The 21,797-nt window shown below is 33.3% G+C and carries 22 protein-coding genes; 16 read left to right on the forward strand and 6 right to left on the reverse strand.

The features are described from left to right. Positions 1-460 precede the first annotated feature (460 nt). Positions 461-1,309, reverse strand: a complete 849-nt coding sequence (locus G314FT_RS00915) for a MerR family transcriptional regulator (protein ID WP_257701680.1) — start codon at positions 1,307-1,309, stop codon at positions 461-463. A 157-nt stretch (positions 1,310-1,466) separates the two neighbouring features. On the opposite strand from G314FT_RS00915, the gene tsaE reads away from it, so the two are divergent. Further along, positions 1,467-1,946 (forward strand): tRNA (adenosine(37)-N6)-threonylcarbamoyltransferase complex ATPase subunit type 1 TsaE, encoded by a 480-nt coding sequence (gene tsaE, locus G314FT_RS00920; protein WP_257701681.1) that lies wholly within the window; start codon positions 1,467-1,469, stop codon positions 1,944-1,946. Further along, positions 1,939-2,460, forward strand: coding sequence for a GNAT family N-acetyltransferase (locus G314FT_RS00925; RefSeq protein ID WP_257701682.1), 522 nt, complete (start codon positions 1,939-1,941; stop codon positions 2,458-2,460). Before tsaE ends, G314FT_RS00925 begins: the two co-directional genes overlap by 8 nt. Before the next feature lie 40 nt (positions 2,461-2,500). On the opposite strand, the gene G314FT_RS00930 is transcribed toward G314FT_RS00925, so the two are convergent. Further along, the gene (locus G314FT_RS00930; RefSeq protein ID WP_257701683.1) at positions 2,501-3,373 is read right to left on the reverse strand and encodes a hypothetical protein; all 873 of its coding nucleotides are present in this window, start codon (positions 3,371-3,373) and stop codon (positions 2,501-2,503) included. Between the two features lie 12 nt (positions 3,374-3,385). Further along, on the reverse strand, positions 3,386-4,144 hold the full coding sequence (locus G314FT_RS00935) for an exodeoxyribonuclease III (RefSeq protein ID WP_257701684.1): 759 nt from the start codon (positions 4,142-4,144) through the stop codon (positions 3,386-3,388). A 171-nt stretch (positions 4,145-4,315) separates the two neighbouring features. Between G314FT_RS00935 and murB the strand changes: the two genes are divergently transcribed. After that, complete coding sequence (gene murB, locus G314FT_RS00940) at positions 4,316-5,215, forward strand: UDP-N-acetylmuramate dehydrogenase (protein ID WP_257701685.1); 900 nt, start codon at positions 4,316-4,318, stop codon at positions 5,213-5,215. 27 nt (positions 5,216-5,242) lie between these two features. Here murB and G314FT_RS00945 read toward each other — a convergent pair whose 3' ends face one another. After that, positions 5,243-6,445, reverse strand: a complete 1,203-nt coding sequence (locus tag G314FT_RS00945) for a chloride channel protein (RefSeq protein ID WP_257701686.1) — start codon at positions 6,443-6,445, stop codon at positions 5,243-5,245. A 360-nt stretch (positions 6,446-6,805) separates the two neighbouring features. Between G314FT_RS00945 and G314FT_RS00950 the strand changes: the two genes are divergently transcribed. Then, on the forward strand, positions 6,806-8,092 hold the full coding sequence (locus G314FT_RS00950; RefSeq protein WP_257701687.1) for an anaerobic C4-dicarboxylate transporter family protein: 1,287 nt from the start codon (positions 6,806-6,808) through the stop codon (positions 8,090-8,092). A gap of 27 nt (positions 8,093-8,119) precedes the next feature. Next, positions 8,120-9,562, forward strand: coding sequence for a M20 family metallopeptidase (locus G314FT_RS00955; RefSeq protein WP_257701688.1), 1,443 nt, complete (start codon positions 8,120-8,122; stop codon positions 9,560-9,562). 42 nt (positions 9,563-9,604) lie between these two features. On the opposite strand, the gene G314FT_RS00960 is transcribed toward G314FT_RS00955, so the two are convergent. Next, the gene (locus G314FT_RS00960) at positions 9,605-10,603 is read right to left on the reverse strand and encodes a YhdH/YhfP family quinone oxidoreductase (RefSeq protein WP_257701689.1); all 999 of its coding nucleotides are present in this window, start codon (positions 10,601-10,603) and stop codon (positions 9,605-9,607) included. Between the two features lie 194 nt (positions 10,604-10,797). Between G314FT_RS00960 and G314FT_RS00965 the strand changes: the two genes are divergently transcribed. From G314FT_RS00965 to G314FT_RS01015, 11 genes are all read left to right on the forward strand, one after another. Beyond that, positions 10,798-11,340: a helix-turn-helix domain-containing protein gene (locus tag G314FT_RS00965; RefSeq protein WP_257702470.1), complete on the forward strand. Its 543-nt coding sequence runs from the start codon at positions 10,798-10,800 to the stop codon at positions 11,338-11,340. A 15-nt stretch (positions 11,341-11,355) separates the two neighbouring features. Then, positions 11,356-12,441 (forward strand): ABC transporter ATP-binding protein, encoded by a 1,086-nt coding sequence (locus G314FT_RS00970; RefSeq protein WP_257701690.1) that lies wholly within the window; start codon positions 11,356-11,358, stop codon positions 12,439-12,441. A 14-nt stretch (positions 12,442-12,455) separates the two neighbouring features. Then, the gene (locus tag G314FT_RS00975) at positions 12,456-13,268 is read left to right on the forward strand and encodes an ABC transporter permease (protein WP_257701691.1); all 813 of its coding nucleotides are present in this window, start codon (positions 12,456-12,458) and stop codon (positions 13,266-13,268) included. Beyond that, complete coding sequence (locus G314FT_RS00980; RefSeq protein WP_257701692.1) at positions 13,265-14,098, forward strand: ABC transporter permease; 834 nt, start codon at positions 13,265-13,267, stop codon at positions 14,096-14,098. Before G314FT_RS00975 ends, G314FT_RS00980 begins: the two co-directional genes overlap by 4 nt. Before the next feature lies 1 nt (position 14,099). Further along, complete coding sequence (locus tag G314FT_RS00985; protein ID WP_257701693.1) at positions 14,100-15,170, forward strand: ABC transporter substrate-binding protein; 1,071 nt, start codon at positions 14,100-14,102, stop codon at positions 15,168-15,170. A gap of 131 nt (positions 15,171-15,301) precedes the next feature. Continuing rightward, the gene (ispE, locus tag G314FT_RS00990) at positions 15,302-16,159 is read left to right on the forward strand and encodes a 4-(cytidine 5'-diphospho)-2-C-methyl-D-erythritol kinase (RefSeq protein WP_257701694.1); all 858 of its coding nucleotides are present in this window, start codon (positions 15,302-15,304) and stop codon (positions 16,157-16,159) included. 135 nt (positions 16,160-16,294) lie between these two features. After that, complete coding sequence (locus tag G314FT_RS00995; protein ID WP_257701695.1) at positions 16,295-16,975, forward strand: metal ABC transporter ATP-binding protein; 681 nt, start codon at positions 16,295-16,297, stop codon at positions 16,973-16,975. Continuing rightward, the gene (locus G314FT_RS01000; protein WP_257701696.1) at positions 16,948-17,772 is read left to right on the forward strand and encodes a metal ABC transporter permease; all 825 of its coding nucleotides are present in this window, start codon (positions 16,948-16,950) and stop codon (positions 17,770-17,772) included. The genes G314FT_RS00995 and G314FT_RS01000 overlap by 28 nt, the downstream gene beginning before the upstream one ends. Positions 17,773-17,886: 114 nt before the next feature. Further along, the gene (gene purR / locus G314FT_RS01005) at positions 17,887-18,723 is read left to right on the forward strand and encodes a pur operon repressor (RefSeq protein ID WP_257701697.1); all 837 of its coding nucleotides are present in this window, start codon (positions 17,887-17,889) and stop codon (positions 18,721-18,723) included. Between the two features lie 125 nt (positions 18,724-18,848). Beyond that, entirely contained in the window at positions 18,849-20,174 is a 1,326-nt protein-coding gene (gene glmU, locus G314FT_RS01010) for a bifunctional UDP-N-acetylglucosamine diphosphorylase/glucosamine-1-phosphate N-acetyltransferase GlmU (protein ID WP_423837524.1), read from the forward strand. Positions 20,175-20,265: 91 nt separating this feature from the next. Further along, positions 20,266-21,237 (forward strand): ribose-phosphate diphosphokinase, encoded by a 972-nt coding sequence (locus G314FT_RS01015; protein WP_257701699.1) that lies wholly within the window; start codon positions 20,266-20,268, stop codon positions 21,235-21,237. Between the two features lie 31 nt (positions 21,238-21,268). Here the strand turns inward: G314FT_RS01015 and mscL are convergent, their stop codons facing one another. Beyond that, complete coding sequence (gene mscL / locus G314FT_RS01020; RefSeq protein ID WP_257701700.1) at positions 21,269-21,727, reverse strand: large conductance mechanosensitive channel protein MscL; 459 nt, start codon at positions 21,725-21,727, stop codon at positions 21,269-21,271. Positions 21,728-21,797 lie beyond the last annotated feature (70 nt).

The following is a 21,797-nucleotide window of genomic DNA, read 5'->3' on the forward strand; positions in this document are numbered from 1 at the left end:
TACTTTTTCAGTTAACTAGAGTAATTGAGAATACTCAATTAATTCACACACACATAAGATGATTTATATGCTTTTCTATTTTTAATCATTATTATTTATTTTTAAATAAAAAAATAAAAAACAACACAGATAATTGTGTTGTTTTTCACATTAAAAAAATAAATAACTATTTTAATTTTCTTTTATATTATTTTTCACTACAAATATTTTTATTTTTTTTTTGATGCATAACAATTTAAAATTAAAAAAATGGTCATAAACCCTTATATTACAACATATATATATTTTTATAATACATAATTTTTTAAAAATTAAACACACGATTTAAAACATTTCCCTTAGGACAACTTATGCTCAGTAACACACTAATCGATATTCATCATCATATACTACGACAAAAAAAGAAGCAATTTTTAAGCTCAAGATAATGACCTTGCGCCAAAATTGCTCCTTAAAGATGTTACTTCTTCTTGGTTACGGGTACTAATAATTCTACAACAAATGTATCCGTATTCATTGTTGACCAATAATCAATCACAAAACGCTCATATAATTCATTGGAGCATTCATAGTTATTTTCTTTTGCCCAATCTAACATTTTATTATATTGGTTACTAATCTGAGTCAAATCTCCTATATGATAGCTTGATAAAAAGAGCTTTCCTCCAAACGACATCGTGGGAACATTCGCAGATAAATTATTAACTGGTTTCTGTAACACTCGCATATTACATCTATCCTGAGACATTTTTTCTTGACCATCTTCATAGTGTAAAATCACAGGTCCACTAATTTGACAGTCAATCTTCTCTAAATAATTTACCCATGGGATATTAATCACCGCATCCATATAATTATGATGAAATTCTTGTTCTAGATAGACATAATCAAATGAATCAAAATATTTTACGTTAACATTTTGAATATTATTTTCAATTGCGATTGATCCTTCTCTTAGCAAGTCTACCCACTCTGTAATCGCTATATAACTATTTTTTATGCGTTGTTCTTCTTCTTTTAATTCTGATTGTTTCGTTAAAAATTTTGGTTCTTTATAAAAACTATCTAATGTTTTTTGTACGTTACCCATTTCTTGTAATTTAAAACCCATTTGCTTGTAATATTTAATAATAGGGATTAAATTCATCGTTTCTTCTTTGTAATACCTGTAACCATTTTTCTCGCTGACATAATCGGGAATAATTAATCCTAACTTTTCATAAAAGCGTAATGTTTTGCGGGAAACATTACACATTTTTGCTACCTCTCCAATCGAGTACATCCCCTTACAATCCCTTACATCACCCATTAAAATCTCCATTCCACACAACCAACTCTCTATAAATTTAATATACCACAAGACATTAAAAAAAGGGCATCTATTTTTAATTATGCCATATACTTTCTTTTTTATTTTTCAACTCTACGATATACTTACAGATAAAGACTATCAAAGGAGCATTCATATGACGTTTTATTTAAAAAATGATACAGATACACAATCTTTTGGAAAATTGCTATCAGAATTAGCCCAACCGGGAGATATTTTTATTTTGACTGGAGAGTTAGGTGCAGGTAAAACAACCTTTTCTAAAGGTTTTGCAAAAGGATTGGGGATTACACAAATCATAAAAAGTCCAACTTATACATTAATACGTGAATATGACAGTGGCAGAATTCCTCTATATCACATGGATGTCTATCGCCTTGAAGGCTCCAGCGATGATCTAGGTTTAGAAGAGTATCTAGATGGGGATGGTGTCTGTTTAATTGAGTGGGGAGAATTAATTAAAGACACAATGGATAACGATTTTATTGAAATTATTCTCCATAAAACGCCTGAAAACACAAGATTTGTAACCATTGAAAATTACGGAGCAGATAAACGCTATAATCAAATTAATACATTGATAACTAAACTAGAAGAGGAACAAAAAAATGACTGAATTTAATATCACTCTTCGCCAAGCCATTCCTAGTGATGCAACCCATTTAATCAATGCAATTAGCCTTCTTAATCAAGAGACACCCTATCTAGTTGTCAGTCCACATGCTTTGAACATGTCACCAGATACAATGGCTCATGAAATAGACTATATTTACAACGCGCCAAATCAATTTATCCTATTAGCATTAAATCATGATGATATTATAGGAGTGGCTACTATTGTAAGTGATGATGATTCTGCTTTTCAACATGTTGGAGAATTAGGAATTACTATAAAAAAAGAATTTTGGGGACTGGGGCTAGGAACTGCTATGATTGAAGAATTGATTCAATTATGTTTGGATTACGAAGTGACTAAACGCATCGAAATAAATGTTCAAACCCGTAATCATAGAGCCCTCCATTTATATAATAAAATGGGGTTTTACTTAGAAGGAATTAAAAGAAAGGCCTTTTTATCTGAAAATAATCAGTTTATTGATATTGCAATATTAAGCTATCTACTAATTTAAAAAAGATTCAACGACCTTACCTTTTAGTCGTTGAATCTTTTTATTTTTTAGATGATTTCTTCTTTTTACGTTTTGGCTGATTTTTTTTCTTATCATTTGATACTTTTTTTGAGGCGGAATGATGTGTTTGTTTCCTACCGTGTGTTGAATTTTTTTTAGATTGGGAACGATTTGAAGACTTCTTCTTAGAATTTTTTTTCCCTGATTTTTTTTGACTTTTGTTACTAGAATCTTTCGATGATTTTTTTTCACGTGAATGTTTCGCTTGTGATTTGTTTGATGCCTGTTTTTTCTTCCATAAAAACCACACGGCGCCTCCTGTAGCAATGACTGCTACAATAGCCAGTATCCACTTTAAAATAGAAGGTGCTTGTTTTGTCTTTGTTTTTGTACTTTTTTCAGTACTTTCTTTTTCTTTCTTGTTAGAAGAAGCTGTATTAGACGCCGCTTGTGATTGACTATCACTTTCACTCGTACTTGTTTCTTCGGTATTAGAGCTGCTTACTTTACCAGAGTCTTCTGTACTTTCTTTGGTCTTATCTTCAGACTCTTTCTTTTGTTCAGACTCTTTAGTTTCCTCTGCAGCAATGACTTTACCCTTATCAAAGTCATACCGAACATCAGTTGATTTATCTCCTTCAGCATCTAACATTCCTACCATTGCTTCTTTTGTTCCTTTAGGAATCGGTACCTCAAACTCTCCTTTATCGTTTGCTACAATAGATCCAGCAAGATTTGTCAGAAAAATATTGGCATTTGGTGTTGTTTTTCCTGTTAGAACATTTCTTTCTTTATCATAAGTTAAATCATAAAGAAGCTTATCTGAACCAGATGAATAAGCTACTGTAGAAAAACCTATGAATCCAAATACCAAGAATCCCATTATAACTAATTTTTTCCAATTTTTTAACATATTTTTTCCTTTCTAGTTCATATCAACTAATAGTTCAACTGGACAATGATCGCTTCCAAATATTGTTGATAGAATATCTGCATTTTTCAATTTATTTTTTAATTTGTTTGACACACAAAAATAGTCAATACGCCACCCTGCATTATTTTTTCGTGCATTAAAGCGATAGCTCCACCAACTATAAGCACCCTCTTTATTAGGATAAAAATAACGATAAGTATCAATAAATCCTGCATCTAATAATTGTGTAAAAGCATCTCTTTCTTGATCGGAAAAGCCAGGGTTTTTACGATTATTCTTCCAATTTTTCAAATCGATGTTTTCATGGGCAACATTTAAATCTCCACATAAAATGACCGGTTTTTCTTCATCCAGCTTTACTAAATATTTTCTAAAATGCTCCTCCCAATCCAAACGAAAATCCAATCGTTTTAATTCTGGTTGTGCATTTGGTGTATAGCAATTCACTAAGTAAAAAGTATCAAATTCAAGCGTTAATAACCGGCCCTCTGTATCAAACTCCTTAATACCCATACCTTTCTTCACAGAAATAGGTTCAATTTTAGTAAAAACAGCCACACCAGAATAACCTTTTTTTTCTGCATAATTCCAATACTGATAATAACCAGGTAACGCCATTTCAATTTGCCCTTCTTGTAATTTCGTTTCTTGCAGTGAAATAATATCTGCATCTATTTGTTTTATGTCTTCATAAAAATTCTTTTTCACCGCTGCACGTAATCCATTGACATTCCAAGAAATAAGCTTCATAGTCTTCCTCCTAAAATTATCTATAATTGTATTTTATCATAATTGTACTGAATATTGTGCTTTTTATCCGATTTATAAACAGAACGATATGATGAGCAATCATACTTTTTCAATAGATTTTATGTTAAAATGAAACCACTATAATTATTCTAACTAAGAGAGGGTATTAGCGTGACAACACAAACTATTGTTCAACAATTTCCAAATATAACTATTTTAACAAATGAGCCTTTATCACATTATACATATACTAAAACCGGTGGTCCTGCTGATTTTTTAGCATTTCCTACATCCAAAGAAGAGGTTCAATCTTTAATTAATTTTTGCCAAAAAAGTGGACTAGAATGGATTTGTCTAGGGAATGCCAGTAATTTAATCGTTCGAGACGGTGGCATTAAAGATGTTGTAATCATGTTAACTCAAATGAAACAAGTCATTGTTCAAGATACAACAATTATTGCTGAATCTGGAGCTAAACTTATTGATGTGACTTATGATGCTTTAAAACATGACTTAACTGGATTAGAATTTGCTTGTGGAATTCCTGGAAGCATTGGGGGAGCAGCATATATGAATGCTGGTGCTTATGGTGGTGAATTGGCAGATATCTTTTATTCAGCTGATGTTATATTAGAAGATGGGTCAATAAAGACCTTTTATAAAGAAGACATGGCATTTTCTTATCGTCATAGCATCATTCAAACTCTAAAAGGTATTGTTTTATCCGTGACCTTCCATTTAGAAAAAGGGAAACACACAGCAATAAAAGAAAAAATGGATGAACTAACCTATTTACGTGAATCAAAACAACCTCTTGAATACCCATCGTGCGGTAGTGTTTTTAAACGACCAGAAGGTTATTTTACTGGAAAACTAATACAAGATGCCGGTTTACAAGGACATATGATAGGTGGAGCACAAATTTCGGAAAAACATGCAGGTTTTATTGTTAATATAAATAAAGCAACAGCAACAGATTATATTACACTAATTCAATACATCCAGGACGTTATTCTAGACAAATTCAATGTTTCTCTTGAAACTGAAGTAAGAATTATTGGTAGAAAATAAAAAGTGTGACATTGTTATATAACAATGTCACACTTTTTGATTAGGGTAAATCGAGTCGTTATTATTCATTAAATAAGAAGCAATAATAACAAAAAATGCATATGGTAATAATTCAAAACCAAATATTTCTCCTGCAATAAATAATGGAGCAACTAATGTATTGGTCGCACTGGCAAAAACTGAGGCGAAACCTAATGATGCGACAAATTCAACAGGCAACCCACATAAGTGTGCCAAAAGAACACCACACGTTGCACCAATCGAAAATAGAGGTGTCACTTCCCCGCCTTGAAAACCAATAGATAAGGTAAAAACAGTAAAGATTAATTTTAACAAAAAATCATATGAATAAACTGTCCCTTGGTAAAATGCTGCTTCAACCAAATTGTTGCCAAGCCCTGAATATCTCCCCTTTCCTGCAATAATCAACCCCACCATTAAAATAACTGAAAAGAAAAACATTTTTTTATAAATGGGCCATTGTATCGATTGAATGAATAATTTTGTTTTTTCTAAACTAATTGAAAATAACCGTCCCACTAAACCAAAGATACATCCCAATAAACATAACACTAAAATCAATCTGATAGTTAATTCAGGATACGTTCTTATTGTTGTAGAAAAAGCTGTTAAACCAAGAAATTGTGATATATAGCTTGACGTAACTGCTGCAACACTGGCTGAAAGAAGAGATTCAATTGATAAATAACCTACAGCTAAAAGTTCCATTGAAAAAAAAGTTGCTGCAATCGGCGTGTGAAATAATCCTGCAAATCCTGCCGCCATTCCTGTTACTATTATCATTTGTTGTTTTTTTTCATGGCTTGGTATAAATTTTTTCCAAACGTGTCTAGAAAACCAATTAGTAAAGGTTCCACCAATCTGAATTGCCACGCCTTCCCTACCAGCACTCCCACCGACTAAATGAGTCAGCCATGTACTAAGTGTAATAATTGGTATCAATCTAACTGGTATTACATCACGATTATTCTGCCCTACTTCAAACAATAAGGTCATTCCTTTACTACTTTCTTTACCATAAAATTGATATAGCCATTTAATAAATAAACCTATAATCGGTAAAAAAAATATAAAAACCATAAAATATTGTACTCTAATATTTGTAACAAATAACAATACTTTACCAAAAATACATTCAAGTATACCTACAAAGATTCCGATAATCAATCCAAAAATCATCCACAAAATATGTCTTTTAACTTTCCCCATCTTCTCACCCTTCTTTTTACACAAAAAAAGCCACACACCAAAAATAGTATGCAGACATCACTAGCTAAACATGAATTTAGTTAATAATTCTTCAAGGAAACTATCATTTCCGCTGAACTTAACCTTATTTTAAGCATTTAAATGGAAAATATCAATAGGATATTCTTTATATGAAGAAAGCAGGTATAATACTTATAGTTTTTTAATGTTTAAAAAGTCTAATAAAATTCATATAAAATAAATAATTAAAACACATTTAATTGATAATATCCAAATGTATTCGATTTTATAATTTTTTAAGTAGGTTTAATAAATTATTCATTTTCGGTACGTTATATTCTATGTATTAGGAGGGTTCAAATGGCTTTATTATTAATCGAAATTGCTATCATGATAGCAACTATTATTTATGGTTTGATGAAAGGTGGCGCATTAGGATCTGGTGTTTCTGCAATTGTTGCCCTATTTATCATGCTGTTTATTTTTAAACTTCCACCATCTTCTCCACCTGTTACAGCTGTTTTAATCATTATGTCTATTGGTATAGCAAGTGGTGCATTACAAGCATCTGGCGGAATGGACTACATGATTCGCGTTGCAACTAAAATTATCCAGCGTTTCCCGAAAGCGATTACAATAGTTGCACCTCTTGTTTGTTTCTTATTTGTTTTCGGCATGGGAACAGCAATGATTGCTTTATCCCTTGAACCTATTATTTCTGAAACAGCTTTAAAGTCTAAGGTAAACCCAAAAGGAGCTTTAATTTCATCAGTTCTAGCATCTAATATGGCTTTACTCTGTAGCCCAGCATCATCATCCACTGCTTATGTAGTAACATTATTAGCTGCATATGGTATATCTTTAGGTACCTATTTATCCATTGCTCTACCTGCTACATTATTATCCATTATTATTTTAAGCATATTACTTACTATTGTTAATAAAAAATTGCCGTTTGATGAATCAATTCTAGAAGATATAATTATTGAAGATGAAGAAAAAGAGTTAAGTCCTGCCGCAAAAAAATCCACATTAGTATTCTTACTCTGTGTTTTAGCCATTATTATTTTGGGACTATTTCCAAGTCTCTTACCAGAGTATAATATAGATGGAGAACCAATAAAAATTGCAACAGCCGATTTAGTTCAAATGTTCATGTATTTATCTGCAGCGATTAATATTATGTTATTTAAAGTAAAATCTAAAGATATTCTTCATGCTCCTGCAACTGCTAACGCTCTTGGTGCCACTCTTATTGTATTAGGTTTAGGTTGGGTTGGATCAACTATCTTCGGTGCTCCAAAAAACCAAGCTGTTTTAGTATCTAGTGTAGGACAAGTTCTAGCAGACCATCCGTGGGTCATCATCTTTATCTGTGCATTTGTTGCTATGATTATTGGGGCTCAAACAGCTGTTGCAGCAATTATTTTTCCACTCGCCTTAACACTTGGTATTTCACCAATGCTGTTAATTGTTATTGTTCAGTGTTTAAATGTTAACTTTGTTATACCAGCCCAACCGACTTTACTATTAGCAGTTGAATTAGATCGAACTGGACGAACGAAGGTCTTTAGTTTCATCATACCAGGAATAATTGTAACAGCTCTTTCTATTGCACTCTCTTATGGTATGACACTATTTATCTAAATATTCAATATTAGGAGGATATATATTATGTATAAACAAATCGAAGAATTAATCAATCAAAAAAAAGAAAAATATTTTAACACAAGTGATAAAATTTGGGATATTGCCGAAACAAAATTCCATGAAAAAGAATCAGCAGACGTGTTGATTAATGTATTAAAAGAAGAAGGCTTTGATATTGAAACAAATATTGGAGATATTGATACAGCATTTGTTGCAAGTTTTGGAAATGAAGGTCCTGTCATTGGATTTTTAGGGGAATACGATGCACTACCTAGCATGTCTCAAAAAGCTGGCTCTACACAAAAAGAAGTAAATCCTGATACAGAAAACACAAATGGACATGGCTGTGGACATAATTTACTCGGTACAGCTTCACTTGCTGCAGCAATTGCGACAAAAGATTATATTACAGAGCACAACATACCAGCTCAAATAAAGTACTTTGGTTGTCCTGCTGAAGAAGGTGGATCCGGAAAAACATTTATGGCAAGAGCAGGAGCTTTTGATGGATTAGATATGGCTATTTGTTGGCATCCAGGAACAGACAATGCGATTTGGGGTGTAAAAACACTTGCTAATATCCAAGCAGCTTTTGAGTTCAAAGGAAAATCAGCGCATGCTGCAAATGCTCCAGATATGGGACGTAGTGCATTAGATGCATGTGAGTTAATGAATGTCGGTGGAAATTATTTACGCGAACATGTTACTCCTGAAGCGCGCTATCACTATGCCTATCTTGATGCTGGTGGATTAGCCCCAAGTGTCGTACAAGACCATGCAAAACTTTTATATTTAATTCGTGCTCCTAAAGGAAGTCAAGCAAAAGAAATTTATGACCGTTTGTGTAAAATCGCTGAAGGTGCTGCATTAATGACTGAAACTGAAGTAACAGTACATTTTGATAAAGCTTGTTCAAACTATATTCCTAACGTTATTTATTCACGAATCATGGGAGATGTGATGATGAATTATGGTGCTCCTGAATTTGATGAAGAAGATCAAGTATTTGCTAAAGCCATTCACGATACGTTAACTGAAGAAGAAAAACAATTTAGAATGGTCCCTCCAGCTACTCCTGTTGAACAAAAAGTTCTAGCTGAAAATCCAGGAAAAGTATTAGCTGATTATGTTTATCCTTTTAATGAAGTCTTAACAAACGTAACCTTACCTGGCTCGTCTGATGTTGGAGACGTTAGTTGGATTGTCCCAACTGTTCAATGTATTGTGGCAACAGAAGTACAAAATACTGCAATGCACACTTGGCAATGGGTAACAAATGGAAAAAGTGGAATTGCTAAAAAAGGGATGATACAAGCGGCTAAGATCATGGCTGCAACTGCTGTGAAAGTCATTGAAGAACCTGAGTACATTGACCAAGCAAAAGCAGAATTAAAAGCCATAACAGATATTACACCTTATGTTAATCCTATCCCTAAAGAAGTAAAACCAAATAGCTTGAAGTTTTAAAGTAAAACAAGGTTGAAGCATTAATTGCCTCAACCTTGTTTTTTATTTTATACTCACAATGGTGCGACCACTATGAGTTCCCTCCAATAGCTGTTTTGTTACTGGAAGAATGCCTTCTAAAGACACGTCATTTGAAATTGTTGATTCAACCATCTCTTTTGTTATTGATTGATTAATCGTTTGCCATAACTCTTTTTTCTCATCTGAGGTTAACTGAACGGAATCAATCCCAAACATCGTGACACCTCTTAAAATAAATGGTAATACTGTTGTATTAAATTTAATGCCACTTGCATTTCCACATAAAGCAATACCGCCACCATAAGAAATTTTAGGTAAAATAGCTTCTAGCGTTGCTCCACCAATCGTATCAATCACATAATCAAATTCTTGTTTTTGAAGCGGACGAGTATTTTCTAACATTTCATCTGTGCTAATAATATGTTGAACCCCTAATTTTTCTAAGTAATCTGTTGATTTTTTACGTGTTAATGCCGTAATATTAGTAAATCCTTGTGCTTTTAATAAATTAATTGCCATACTACCAACACCACCTGTAGCACCTGTAATTAAAATACTTGCACCTTTGTCATTGTTTAACCCAATAGATTCTAAACGATGGATTGCTTGTGCTGCCGTAATCCCTGCTGTTCCAACAAATGCTGCTACTTTTAAATCCATCTCTTGTGGCACAACTTGAATCCATTCACCCGGAACACGCGCTATTTCACTAAATCCTCCTGTATGGCTAACCCCTGTTCCTTGGCCAGTTACAACCACTTTATCGCCCACTTTTAATCCATCATGTGTTGTTTCAATAATGGTTCCTGAAAAATCGATTCCTGGAATCATAGGATAAGAACGAATGACTCCACCATTTTTTACCGTTGCTAATGCATCTTTATAATTTATCGCAGAATAATCCACTTCAACAAGTGTGTCACCTTCTGATAATTTATCAACTGACCATTCTTTTACACTTGAGATAACGCTATCATCTTGTTCATCTACAATTAACGCTTTGAATATTTTATCTGACATATTACTTATCTCCTTTATCTCTTTGATACCCTTATTTTATCACAAATAATTTAACAATGTTTGCGTAAAAAATGAATTGATTTGTTGAAAATCATCTTGTATACTACCTTGAGAAAGTAAACATAATGTTTAATATAAGAAAACTTCTGTCTTTTTAAGTTTAGTATATATAAACATTTTTGGAGGTGGTTATTATTCTAATTGGTCAAAAAATCAAAAACCTAAGATTACAAAAAAATTTAACACAAGAAGAGCTTGGTGAACGCACAGATTTAACCAAAGGATACATTTCTCAACTTGAACGGGATTTAAGTTCCCCTTCACTTGAAACATTTTTTTCCATTCTTGAAGTATTAGGTGTCTCACCTAAGCAATTCTTTGATGACAAAAATCAAAAACAACAGGTTGTTTACCCAAAAGAAGAACAGACACTTCATATAGATGAAGACAAAGGGTATGAAATTAATTGGTTGGTTGCTGATTCTAATGAAAACGATATGGAACCTATTCTTCTAACATTAGAAAAAAAAGGAGAGTACAAAGAATTTGAACCATCACAATCTGAAACCTTTGGATATGTGTTAATAGGAAAAATCTGTGTTACCATTGGTGAAGATACTTACATTGCTGAGCAAGGAGAAAGTATCTATTATCAAGCATTAAGCACACATAATATTTCCAACGCACATAATGGAACAAGCCAATTATTAATTGTTGCAACAAATTCTTATTTATAGTAAAGGTGGGAAAATATGAGTCATACAATTATTGAATTTAAAGATGTTGTAAAAGAATACGATGACACAACTGTGTTAAAAAGCGTGAGTTTTGAAATTGAGCAAGGAAAATTTTACACCTTGCTTGGCCCATCAGGTTGTGGGAAAACAACGATTTTACGTTTGATTGCTGGTTTTAGCGAACCAACTTCAGGAGAGATTTTATTTGATGGAAAAGTCATTAACAAAGTTCCCGCAAATAAACGTAAAGTAAATACCGTTTTTCAAGATTATGCTCTTTTTCCTCACATGGATGTCTATGAAAATGTCGCATTTGGTTTAAAAATCAAAAAATTACCAAAAGAACAAATTGATGTAAAAGTACGTGAAGCTCTACGTTTAGTGCAATTATCTGGCTTAGAAGAAAGACAAATTAGTGACATGTCAGGTGGACAAAGACAACGCGTGGCAATCGCTCGTGCGCTTGTAAATGAACCTGAAATTTTACTATTGGATGAACCTTTATCTGCTCTTGACTTAAAATTGCGAACAGCCATGCAATCAGAGTTACGTGAACTACAAAAACGTTTAGGCATTACCTTTATTTTTGTTACTCATGATCAAGAAGAAGCTTTAGCTATGAGTGATGAAATTTTTGTTATGCATGATGGGAAAATCGAACAAAGTGGCTCTCCTTCTGATATTTATGATGAACCAATTAACCGATTTGTTGCTGATTTTATTGGAGAAAGTAATATTGTAAAAGGGGTTATGATTGAGGATAACTTAGTTGAATTTGTCGGAAAACAATTTGAATGTGTCGACAGTGGTATGAGGGAAAATGAGCCCGTTGATGTAGTAATGCGTCCTGAAGATATTTCCCTAGTACCTGTCGAACAAGGAAAATTAAAAGCGACAGTTGATACCTTATTATTCAGAGGGGTTCATTATGAAATTTTCTGTATTGACTCTGAAGGAAATGAATGGATGGTTCATTCAACTAAGAAACCACTTGAAGGACAAGCTGTTGGGTTATTTTTCGAACCAGAAGATATTCACGTCATGCGTTTTAATGAGTCAGAAGAAGATTTTGATGCTAGATTAGAAAGCTATGACGATTAAAGGAGGCGCGACAAGTGACACAATCAAAACGATTCTATACCATTCCATATTTTTTATGGATAGCTCTATTTGTTATCGCACCAGTAATTTTAATTATTTACCAATCATTTTTTGATATTAATGGTCAATTTACTTTAAGTAATTACCAACAATATTTAACAAGTGGAACTTACCTTAGTATGACCTTTAATTCATTATTCTACGCTTTACTTATTACCTTATTTACGTTAGTCATTAGCTATCCAACGGCCTATTTTTTAACTAAGTTAAAACACAAACAACTTTGGCTAATGTTAATCATCTTACCGACATGGATTAATTTATTACTAAAGGCTTATGCATTTATTGGTATTTTTAGTATTCATGGTGGAATCAATAATTTTCTAGATACAGTCGGGATAGGAACACAACAGTTACTTTTTACAAATTTTAGCTTTTTAACTGTTGCGACCTATATTGAAATTCCATTTATGATTTTGCCTATTTTTAATGCCTTAGAAGAAATTAATCCCTCTCTTGTGTTTGCTAGTCGTGATTTAGGAGCAAGTAATTTTGAAACATTTAGACGAGTGATTTTCCCATTATCTTTAAATGGGGTAAAAAGTGGCGTTCAAGCAGTCTTTATCCCATCACTCAGCTTGTTCATGTTAACGCGATTAATCGGTGGTAACCGTGTCATCACGTTAGGGACAGCTATTGAACAGCATTTCCTTGTCACACAAAACTGGGGAATGGGATCAACCATTGGTGTTGTTCTGATTATTGCCATGTTTGTCATTATGATGTTAACAGGTGAGAAGAAAAAGAAAGGAGCGAAGAAAAAATGAGCCAACGTAAATTTAATTGGAGTCATCTCTATTTAATTTTAGTTTTCATTATTCTCTATGCCCCAATCTTTTATTTGATTTATTATTCATTCAATGCTGGTGGATCTATGACATCTTTCACTGGATTTACTTTAGAGCATTACCAAGCTGTATTTAAAGATACAAGATTGATAGGGATTGTGGTTGATACCTTTCTACTCGCTTTTCTCTCTGCATTAATAGCCACGATTATTGGAACCTTTGGCGCAATGGGAATTCATTACACCAAACAACGTGGTCTACGAAATACGCTCCTTAGTTTAAACAATATTTTAATGGTGTCTCCTGATGTTATTATTGGGGCTAGCTTTTTAATTTTATTTACTTTCTTAGGAACTTTGTTTGGTTTTCAACTAGGTTTTATATCTGTATTGTTAGCACATATTGCCTTTAGTATCCCGATTGTTGTGTTAATGGTTCTACCCAAAATGCAAGAGATGAACCCATCACTCATTGATGCTGCGAGAGATTTAGGAGCAAACAACTGGCAAGTATTAAAGCAGATTATCTTACCTTACTTGACTCCTGGTATCATTGCTGGCTATTTTATGGCGTTTACCTATTCACTAGATGATTTTGCTGTGACCTTTTTCGTAACAGGTAATGGTTTTAGTACTTTATCAGTGGAAATCTATTCTCGTGCTAGACAAGGAATTAGTTTAGAAATCAATGCTTTGAGTGCTCTTTTATTCTTATTTTCTATTTTATTAGTAACTGGTTATTACTTTATCAGTAAAGACAATAAACCAAAGTATAAAAAGAAAAAAGCACAAAAGATAGGAGGAAAATAATATGAAGAAACTTAACGCTCTTTTTTCAGGTATTCTTCTTATCATTGTCCTTTTAGCTGTTACTTCTTTTAATCTTGCAAAAACAAGTGGTGCTTCTGGAAGCCGCGTTTTGACGATTTATAATTGGGGAGACTATATAGAGCCTTCATTAATCAAACAATTTGAAAAAGAATACAACTACAAAGTGATTTATGAAACCTTTGATTCAAACGAAAGTATGATGACAAAAATCAAACAAGGTGGAACAGCCTATGATTTGACCATCCCTAGTGAATACATGATTCAAAAAATGGTCAAACAAGACATGCTCATCCCTCTTGATCATTCAAAAATAAAAGGCTTAGAAAATATCGATAGTCGCTTTTTAAATATACCGTTTGATCCTAAAAACAAATTTTCTATCCCCTATTTTTGGGGAACATTGGGAATTATATACAATGATGAATTCGTTAAAGAAGGTCAGATTAAACATTGGGATGATTTATGGAATCCCTCACTAAAAAACAATGTGATGTTAATTGATGGAGCTAGAGAAGTCATGGGATTAGCTTTAAATAGTGATGGGCATTCTCTCAATAGTAAAAATAATAAGCAATTAGAAAATGCCTCTACTAAGTTAGATAATTTAAGTCCTAATGTCAAAGCCATTGTAGCTGATGAAATCAAAATGTATATGATCAACGGCGAAAGTGCTGCGGCTGTGACGTTTTCTGGTGAAGCTGCTAGTATGTTAGAAGAAAATGAACACTTGCATTATGTGATTCCTGAAGAAGGATCTAATCTTTGGTTTGACAACTTCGTCATTCCAAAAACAGCTAAAAATATTGATGGGGCTTATGATTTTATTAATTTTATGTTGAAACCTGAAATAGCCGCTCAAAACGCGGAATACATTGGGTACTCTACACCTAATAAAAAAGCATTAGAAATTTTACCAAAAGAAATTACAAACGACCCTCAATTTTATCCGAGTGACAAAATCATTGAACATTTAGAGGTTTATGAGGATTTAGGTCAAACTTATTTAGAACTTTACAATGATTTATTTTTAAAATTTAAAATGTATCGTTAAAGATAGGAATCGTTCCTATCTTTTTTTATCATTAAATAAATCTAACGAAATAGTCATCTAAAATGTTTTATATTCGCTCTTTTTTCATGTATAATCAAACAAACGGCAATTTTTAGAAGTGGAGGTAGTCAATGGAAATCATCGAAAAAGCCCCAGCAAAAATAAATTTGGGACTTGATGTCCTTTATAAACGTGATGATGGATATCATGAACTTGAAATGATTATGGCTAGTGTCGATTTATCTGATCGTTTAATTTTTACGCCAACTAATACAAATGATATCATCATTAAAACTGATAATGGCTTCCTACCAGTAGACCGTAAAAACAATATCTATCAAGCAATTGACGTCATGAAAAAAACGTATGGATTGACTCAAGGTGTTGAAGTAAATTTAAAGAAAAACCTACCCGTTGCAGCTGGTTTAGGTGGAGGTAGCAGTGATGCTGCTGCTGCGTTTAGAGGGGTCAATCGCTTGTTTAATCTTGGTGCGACATTGGAAGAAATGGCAGAATTATCCGTTCCCATTGGCACAGATATTCCATATTGTCTTTATGGGCAAACAGCTCTTGTGACGGGCGTTGGTGATTGTGTGAAACCACTATCTCATCCAATGCCACAGTGTTGGATTGTTCTAGTCAAACCCAAAATCAGTGTATCCACTCCTCGCGTATTTTCAAAAATCCAAGTTGACTCACTTTCTCACCCAAATATAAAAGCGATATACGAAGCGATAGAGAATCAAGACTATCAAGAGATGATTCAGCACTTAGGTAACTCCCTTGAATCATACACAATGGACGTTTTTCCCATTGTCAAATATGTCAAAGAAAAAATGTTAGAATTTGGAGCTGATGCTGCCGTTATGAGCGGTAGTGGTCCTACTGTTTTAGCTCTTTGTAAAAAGCGCTCACGGGCTATACACGTAGCAAATGCTTTAAAGGGATTTTGTGATGAGGTTTATTTAGTCAGAACATTAAACAGATAAAAAGTAAGTTTAAGCTGCTTTTTATCTGTTTTATCTTACACCTTAACCAACTATCCTTGCTTTAATTCAACACACATGCTATGATTCTTTTTGTTCAAAACGTAACGCTTACGATTACGATTAAAGGAGGTTACCATGAATTATATTGATGTCCAGCATCTCACTTTCTATTATGATGATGAACCCGTACTAGAAGACGTTTCTTATACTGTTAGTCCGGGAGAATTTGTTATTTTAACTGGTGAAAACGGTGCGGCAAAATCAACTCTTATTCGAAATACATTAGGTTTATTAAAGCCTGATGAAGGAGACGTCTATCTCTCTCCTACTAATATAAATGGCGATAAATTAACAATTGGTTATATTCCCCAACAAATTGCTTCTTTCAATGCTGGATTTCCTAGCACTGTTTTAGAATTTGTTCAATCAGGTCGTTTTCAACGTGGAAAGTGGTTTAAACGGTTAGATACTATTGACCATCAACATGTTGAAAAAGCCTTAAATTCTGTTGGTATGTGGGATATGAGAAAAAAACGAATTGGTGATTTATCTGGTGGACAAAAGCAACGTGTCTGTTTAGCACGCGTGTTTGCAACTGATCCTGATTTGTTTGTCCTAGATGAACCTACTACTGGTATGGATGAATCTTCCCGTAATGATTTTTATAAATTATTGCAGCATAGTGTCAAAGAGCATAATAAAGCGATTTTAATGGTGACACATGATCATGAAGAAATCAAAGAATACATGGACAGACATATCCACCTTGTTAGAAAGGAGGAAACGGAATGGAGATGTTTTCATATGAGTTCATGAGACGCGCGTTAATCGCTGCTTCTATGATGGCAGTGATTGCTCCTTCTCTAGGAGTCTTTTTGGTACTGCGTAGACAGTCCCTCTTAGCGGATACTTTATCTCACGTATCACTAGCGGGTATTGCTTTAGGATTTTTTATTAATGTTAATCCAACTGTTACTACATTAATTGTCGTGATTGCTTCAGCTTTTGTTTTGGAATACATCAAAAATTTATATAAATCTTATTCAGAAGTATCAACAGCTATTTTAATGTCTGGTGGATTAGCTGTTGCTTTAGTTTTAATGAATTTAACTAAAGGAAAAAATTCCATGAATATCCAACAATACCTATTCGGTTCAATTGTGACAATTAATTGGCAACAAGTCAAAATACTCGCTATTTTACTTGTTATCATAGTCTTTTTATTTTTCGTTTTAAGAAAACCAATGTATGTTTTAACGTTTGATGAAGATACTGCTCATGTAGATGGATTACCTGTTCACCTACTTTCTATGATGTTCAATGTGATTACAGGAGTAGCCATCACAGTAATGATTCCTATTGCAGGAGCATTACTTGTGTCAGCTATTATGATTTTACCAGCCACCATCTCGATGAAGATTGGGAAAACTTTTTCCACTGTTATTTTAAGTAGCATTGTGGTTGGATTTATTGGGATGACTTCTGGTCTTGTTACATCGTATCAATTAGATACTCCACCAGGAGCAACTATCACGTTAATCTTCATTGCGATGTTCATTCTAATTAATTTACTAACTAATGTTCGTAAAAAAAACAAACAGGTTTCCAAATAATCTGTTCGTTTTTACGAACATTTTTTATTTATTTTTAAAAATACTTTGCTTTTTTGGAATTTCATACTATAATAGTTTATATTACTTAAATTTAACTTTAAAAGGAGTATTTTAATGAAAATAAAACGAAGTGAACGATTGATTGATATGACTGCTTATATCTTAAATCATCCCCATACATTGACTCCTCTGACTTATTTTGTTAAAAAATATGAATCAGCTAAATCTTCAATTAGTGAAGATTTAACGATTATAAAAAAAACATTTAAAGAGCGTGGCTTTGGTGTACTTGAAACTGTTGCAGGAGCAGCTGGTGGGGTTATCTTTACGCCGTCTATCCCGTTTAGTGAATCAAAAACGATGATTGATTCTTTATGTGAACGCTTATCTGAACAAGATCGCTTACTTCCTGGTGGGTACGTTTATTTATCAGATTTACTCGGAGAACCTCAACTACTTAAACAAATTGGACAAATCATTGCAACACAGTATGCTAATAAAAATATCGATGCTGTTATGACGGTGGCAACAAAAGGTGTGCCAATCGCTCAAGCGGTATCATATTACCTAAATGTTCCATTTGTTATCGTGCGTCGTGATTCTAAAATCACAGAAGGCTCTACTGTAAGTGTCAATTATGTATCAGGGTCATCTGAGAGAATTGAAAAAATGGAATTATCAAAACGTAGTTTGAAACGTGGCTCTCGAGTATTGGTCGTGGATGATTTCATGAAAGGTGGCGGGACTGTTAATGGTATGAAGGCTTTGATTGAAGAATTTGAAGCGGAACTTGTTGGTATTACTGTTTTTGCGGAATCTACTTTTAGTGGTCGTCGTATGGTAGAAGATTATACTTCACTGATTTGTGTAAAAGAAGTTGACACAAAAACTAAAAATATCACCGTTGTACCTGGAAATTACTTTTCAGTTATGGAAAAAAAGACTAGATAAAATTAAGGGCTTGAATATCAAGCTCTTTTTTTGTTAGAATAAAGTGTTTAAAACTACACTTAAGGAGTGTCAATAACGTGAAAAATAGATATGCTATTATTTTAGCAGCAGGAAAAGGCTCTCGTATGAAGTCATCATTATATAAAGTATTACATCCTGTTGCTGGAAAGCCCATGGTTGAACACGTCTTCGAACAAATTGAACCATTAAATACAACAGATATTGTAACGGTTGTAGGCTATGGTGCTGAAAAAGTGCAAGAACAATTAGGTGATCGCTCAAAATATGCCTTACAAACAGAACAATTAGGAACAGGTCATGCCGTTTTGGCAACAGCTGATTTATTGAAAGATAAAGAAGGGACTACCTTGGTAATTTGTGGTGATACTCCTCTACTAACAAAGGAAACATTAACAAAATTAGTAAATCATCATGAACAACTAAATGCAAAAGCAACAATCCTCTCTGCAGTTGCAGAAGACGCAACTGGATATGGGCGTATCATTCGAAATGACGAAAATTTAGTCGAGAAAATTGTTGAACAAAAAGACGCTTCAGAATCAGAACTTGCTATAAAAGAATTTAATACGGGTACTTACTGTTTTGATAACCAATTTTTATTTGATGCTTTAACAAAAGTTGGAAATGATAATGCTCAAGGAGAATATTATCTACCTGATGTCATTAGTATTTTAAAGCAACAAGGTGAAGTCGTGACTGCCTACACGATGGGATCAGAAGAAGAGTCTATGGGTGTAAATGATCGTGTTGCCTTAGCTAAAGCAAACCAATTAATGAAACAGCGAATTAATGAACATCATATGAAACAAGGCGTGTCATTTATTGATCCGGACAATACGTACATTGAATCAGATGTAGTTATTGGTGTAGATACTGTCATTGAACCTGGTGTCATGATCAAAGGTAACACTATTATTGGTAACAATTGTGTTATTCATTCAAATTCAACCATCATTGATAGTGTCATAGGTAACCATGTAGAAATTAAATCTTCAACCATCCAACAATCTAATATTGGTGATTATTCTGATGTAGGTCCATATGCTCACCTAAGACCTCATACTGACTTAAAAGAACATGTTCACATTGGAAATTTTGTTGAAATAAAAAATGCTTCCATTGATAATGGATCAAAGGTTGGCCATCTAACTTATGTGGGTGATGCCACTTTAGGAAAAGATATTAATATCGGTTGTGGAACTGTTTTTGCTAATTATGATGGTAAAAATAAACATCATATTACAGTTGGAAATCACGTTTTCATCGGTAGTGGGACTATTTTAGTTGCCCCACTAACTGTTGAGGACAATAGTATGACAGCCGCTGGCTCTACTATTACTAAAGATATAAGTGAAAATGACTTAGGAATTGCTCGTTCTCGCCAAGAAAATCTGAAGAATTATGCTAAAAAATTACCATATAATAAATAATTATTAATCAAACACTTGATTTATTAGTAGAAAATGTCTACTATTTGTATGTAAGTGTATACTCAGTTAAAACAAGAAAGTGGAGGTTCTCATGTCTAATCATTACTTTGATCCAAAGTTAAAAATCTTTTCGTTAAATTCAAACAAACCTTTAGCACAAAAAATTGCAGATGCAGTTGGTGTGGAACTTGGTAAGTCTGAAGTAAGAAAGTTTAGTGATGGTGAAATTCAAATCAATATCGAGCAAAGTATCCGCGGTAGTCACGTATACTTAATCCAATCTACAAGTAACCCAGTAAATGACCATTTAATGGAATTACTTATTATGATTGATGCTCTTAAACGTGCTAGTGCACAAACTATTAATATCGTTATGCCTTATTACGGCTATGCAAGACAAGATAGAAAAGCACGCTCTCGTGAGCCAATTACATCTAAACTTGTTGCGGATATGCTTGAAACAGCTGGAGCAACTCGTTTATTAACACTAGACTTACATGCTGCTCAAATTCAAGGATTTTTCGACATTCCGGTGGATCATTTAATGGCTGCACCATTACTTGCAAATTATTTCAGCGAACATGGTTACGAAGGTGATGATGTCGTTGTTGTATCACCTGATCATGGTGGTGTCACACGTGCTCGTAAATTAGCAGAACATTTAAAATCACCAATTGCGATTATTGACAAACGTCGTCCAAAAGCTAACGTTGCTGAAGTAATGAATATCATTGGTGAAGTTAAAGGGAAAAAATGTGTTATTATCGATGACATGATTGACACAGCCGGAACAATCACTTTAGCTGCGGAAGCTCTTAAAGAAAAAGGTGCTACAGAAGTTGTTGCTTGTTGTACACACCCTGTTTTATCAGGACCAGCAATTGATCGTATAAATAACTCTGCAATTGAAAAATTGATCATTACTGACTCTATCCTTTTACCAGAAGAGAAAAAATCTGATAAAATCGAAACAGTTAGTGTTGGTGAATTGATGGGTGATGCAATTAAACGTATCCATGAGAACAAACCAGTTAGCCCATTATTTGAAAAAAAACGTAAATAGAAAACCATGAGGAGTTTAAACTCCTCATGGTTTATTTTTTATCTTCAGTTTTTTCATCTTTGGTATCAGTTGCTACTTGGTTTGCTAATAACTGGCGAATATCTTTTAAAACATCCTCAGTTGTTTCAACTTGCTCTTCTTCTTTTTGTTCTTCCTCTTCTTCTGGTTTACTCATTAGAGTCTCTGCTTTATTAACAGATTTAACAATAATAAACAAAACAAAAGCTGTAATCAAAAATGTAATAATTGCTGAGATAAGTTTACCATAATCGAATGTGACACCGTTAACTATAAATGTCAAACCTTTTGTTGCATCTTCTACTGTTTCTGCACCTGGAAATAAAAAACTGATAATTAAACCAATAATCGGTGTAATCATTCCATCAACTAATGCATTAACAACACTTGTGAATGCACCACCAATGATAATACCTACCGCCATATCTATCACACTTCCACGTGCAATAAATTCCTTAAATTCTTTTACCATCTATACCCCTCCAATCAATTTCATATTATATCAAATTTTTTTCAAAAAATCATTTATTATAAATTGACAT

This window comes from Vagococcus luciliae, assembly GCF_024637875.1.
Taxonomy (GTDB): domain Bacteria; phylum Bacillota; class Bacilli; order Lactobacillales; family Vagococcaceae; genus Vagococcus; species Vagococcus luciliae.

What these genes read in the sequence shown, in the direction of transcription:
- tsaE (WP_257701681.1), top strand. Translation starts at nt 1,467, where the DNA reads ATGACGTTTTATTTAAAAAATGATACAGATACACAATCTTTTGGAAAA.
- G314FT_RS00935 (WP_257701684.1), bottom strand. Translation starts at nt 4,144, where the DNA reads ATGAAGCTTATTTCTTGGAATGTCAATGGATTACGTGCAGCGGTGAAA.
- G314FT_RS00985 (WP_257701693.1), top strand. Translation starts at nt 14,100, where the DNA reads ATGAAGAAACTTAACGCTCTTTTTTCAGGTATTCTTCTTATCATTGTC.
- G314FT_RS00970 (WP_257701690.1), top strand. Translation starts at nt 11,356, where the DNA reads ATGAGTCATACAATTATTGAATTTAAAGATGTTGTAAAAGAATACGAT.
- G314FT_RS00950 (WP_257701687.1), top strand. Translation starts at nt 6,806, where the DNA reads ATGGCTTTATTATTAATCGAAATTGCTATCATGATAGCAACTATTATT.
- G314FT_RS00930 (WP_257701683.1), bottom strand. Translation starts at nt 3,373, where the DNA reads ATGTTAAAAAATTGGAAAAAATTAGTTATAATGGGATTCTTGGTATTT.
- ispE (WP_257701694.1), top strand. Translation starts at nt 15,302, where the DNA reads ATGGAAATCATCGAAAAAGCCCCAGCAAAAATAAATTTGGGACTTGAT.
- G314FT_RS00980 (WP_257701692.1), top strand. Translation starts at nt 13,265, where the DNA reads ATGAGCCAACGTAAATTTAATTGGAGTCATCTCTATTTAATTTTAGTT.
- G314FT_RS00915 (WP_257701680.1), bottom strand. Translation starts at nt 1,309, where the DNA reads ATGGGTGATGTAAGGGATTGTAAGGGGATGTACTCGATTGGAGAGGTA.
- G314FT_RS00960 (WP_257701689.1), bottom strand. Translation starts at nt 10,603, where the DNA reads ATGTCAGATAAAATATTCAAAGCGTTAATTGTAGATGAACAAGATGAT.
- G314FT_RS00925 (WP_257701682.1), top strand. Translation starts at nt 1,939, where the DNA reads ATGACTGAATTTAATATCACTCTTCGCCAAGCCATTCCTAGTGATGCA.
- G314FT_RS01015 (WP_257701699.1), top strand. Translation starts at nt 20,266, where the DNA reads ATGTCTAATCATTACTTTGATCCAAAGTTAAAAATCTTTTCGTTAAAT.
- G314FT_RS01000 (WP_257701696.1), top strand. Translation starts at nt 16,948, where the DNA reads ATGGAGATGTTTTCATATGAGTTCATGAGACGCGCGTTAATCGCTGCT.
- purR (WP_257701697.1), top strand. Translation starts at nt 17,887, where the DNA reads ATGAAAATAAAACGAAGTGAACGATTGATTGATATGACTGCTTATATC.
- G314FT_RS00955 (WP_257701688.1), top strand. Translation starts at nt 8,120, where the DNA reads ATGTATAAACAAATCGAAGAATTAATCAATCAAAAAAAAGAAAAATAT.
- G314FT_RS00995 (WP_257701695.1), top strand. Translation starts at nt 16,295, where the DNA reads ATGAATTATATTGATGTCCAGCATCTCACTTTCTATTATGATGATGAA.
- mscL (WP_257701700.1), bottom strand. Translation starts at nt 21,727, where the DNA reads ATGGTAAAAGAATTTAAGGAATTTATTGCACGTGGAAGTGTGATAGAT.
- G314FT_RS00945 (WP_257701686.1), bottom strand. Translation starts at nt 6,445, where the DNA reads ATGGGGAAAGTTAAAAGACATATTTTGTGGATGATTTTTGGATTGATT.
- glmU (WP_423837524.1), top strand. Translation starts at nt 18,849, where the DNA reads ATGAAGTCATCATTATATAAAGTATTACATCCTGTTGCTGGAAAGCCC.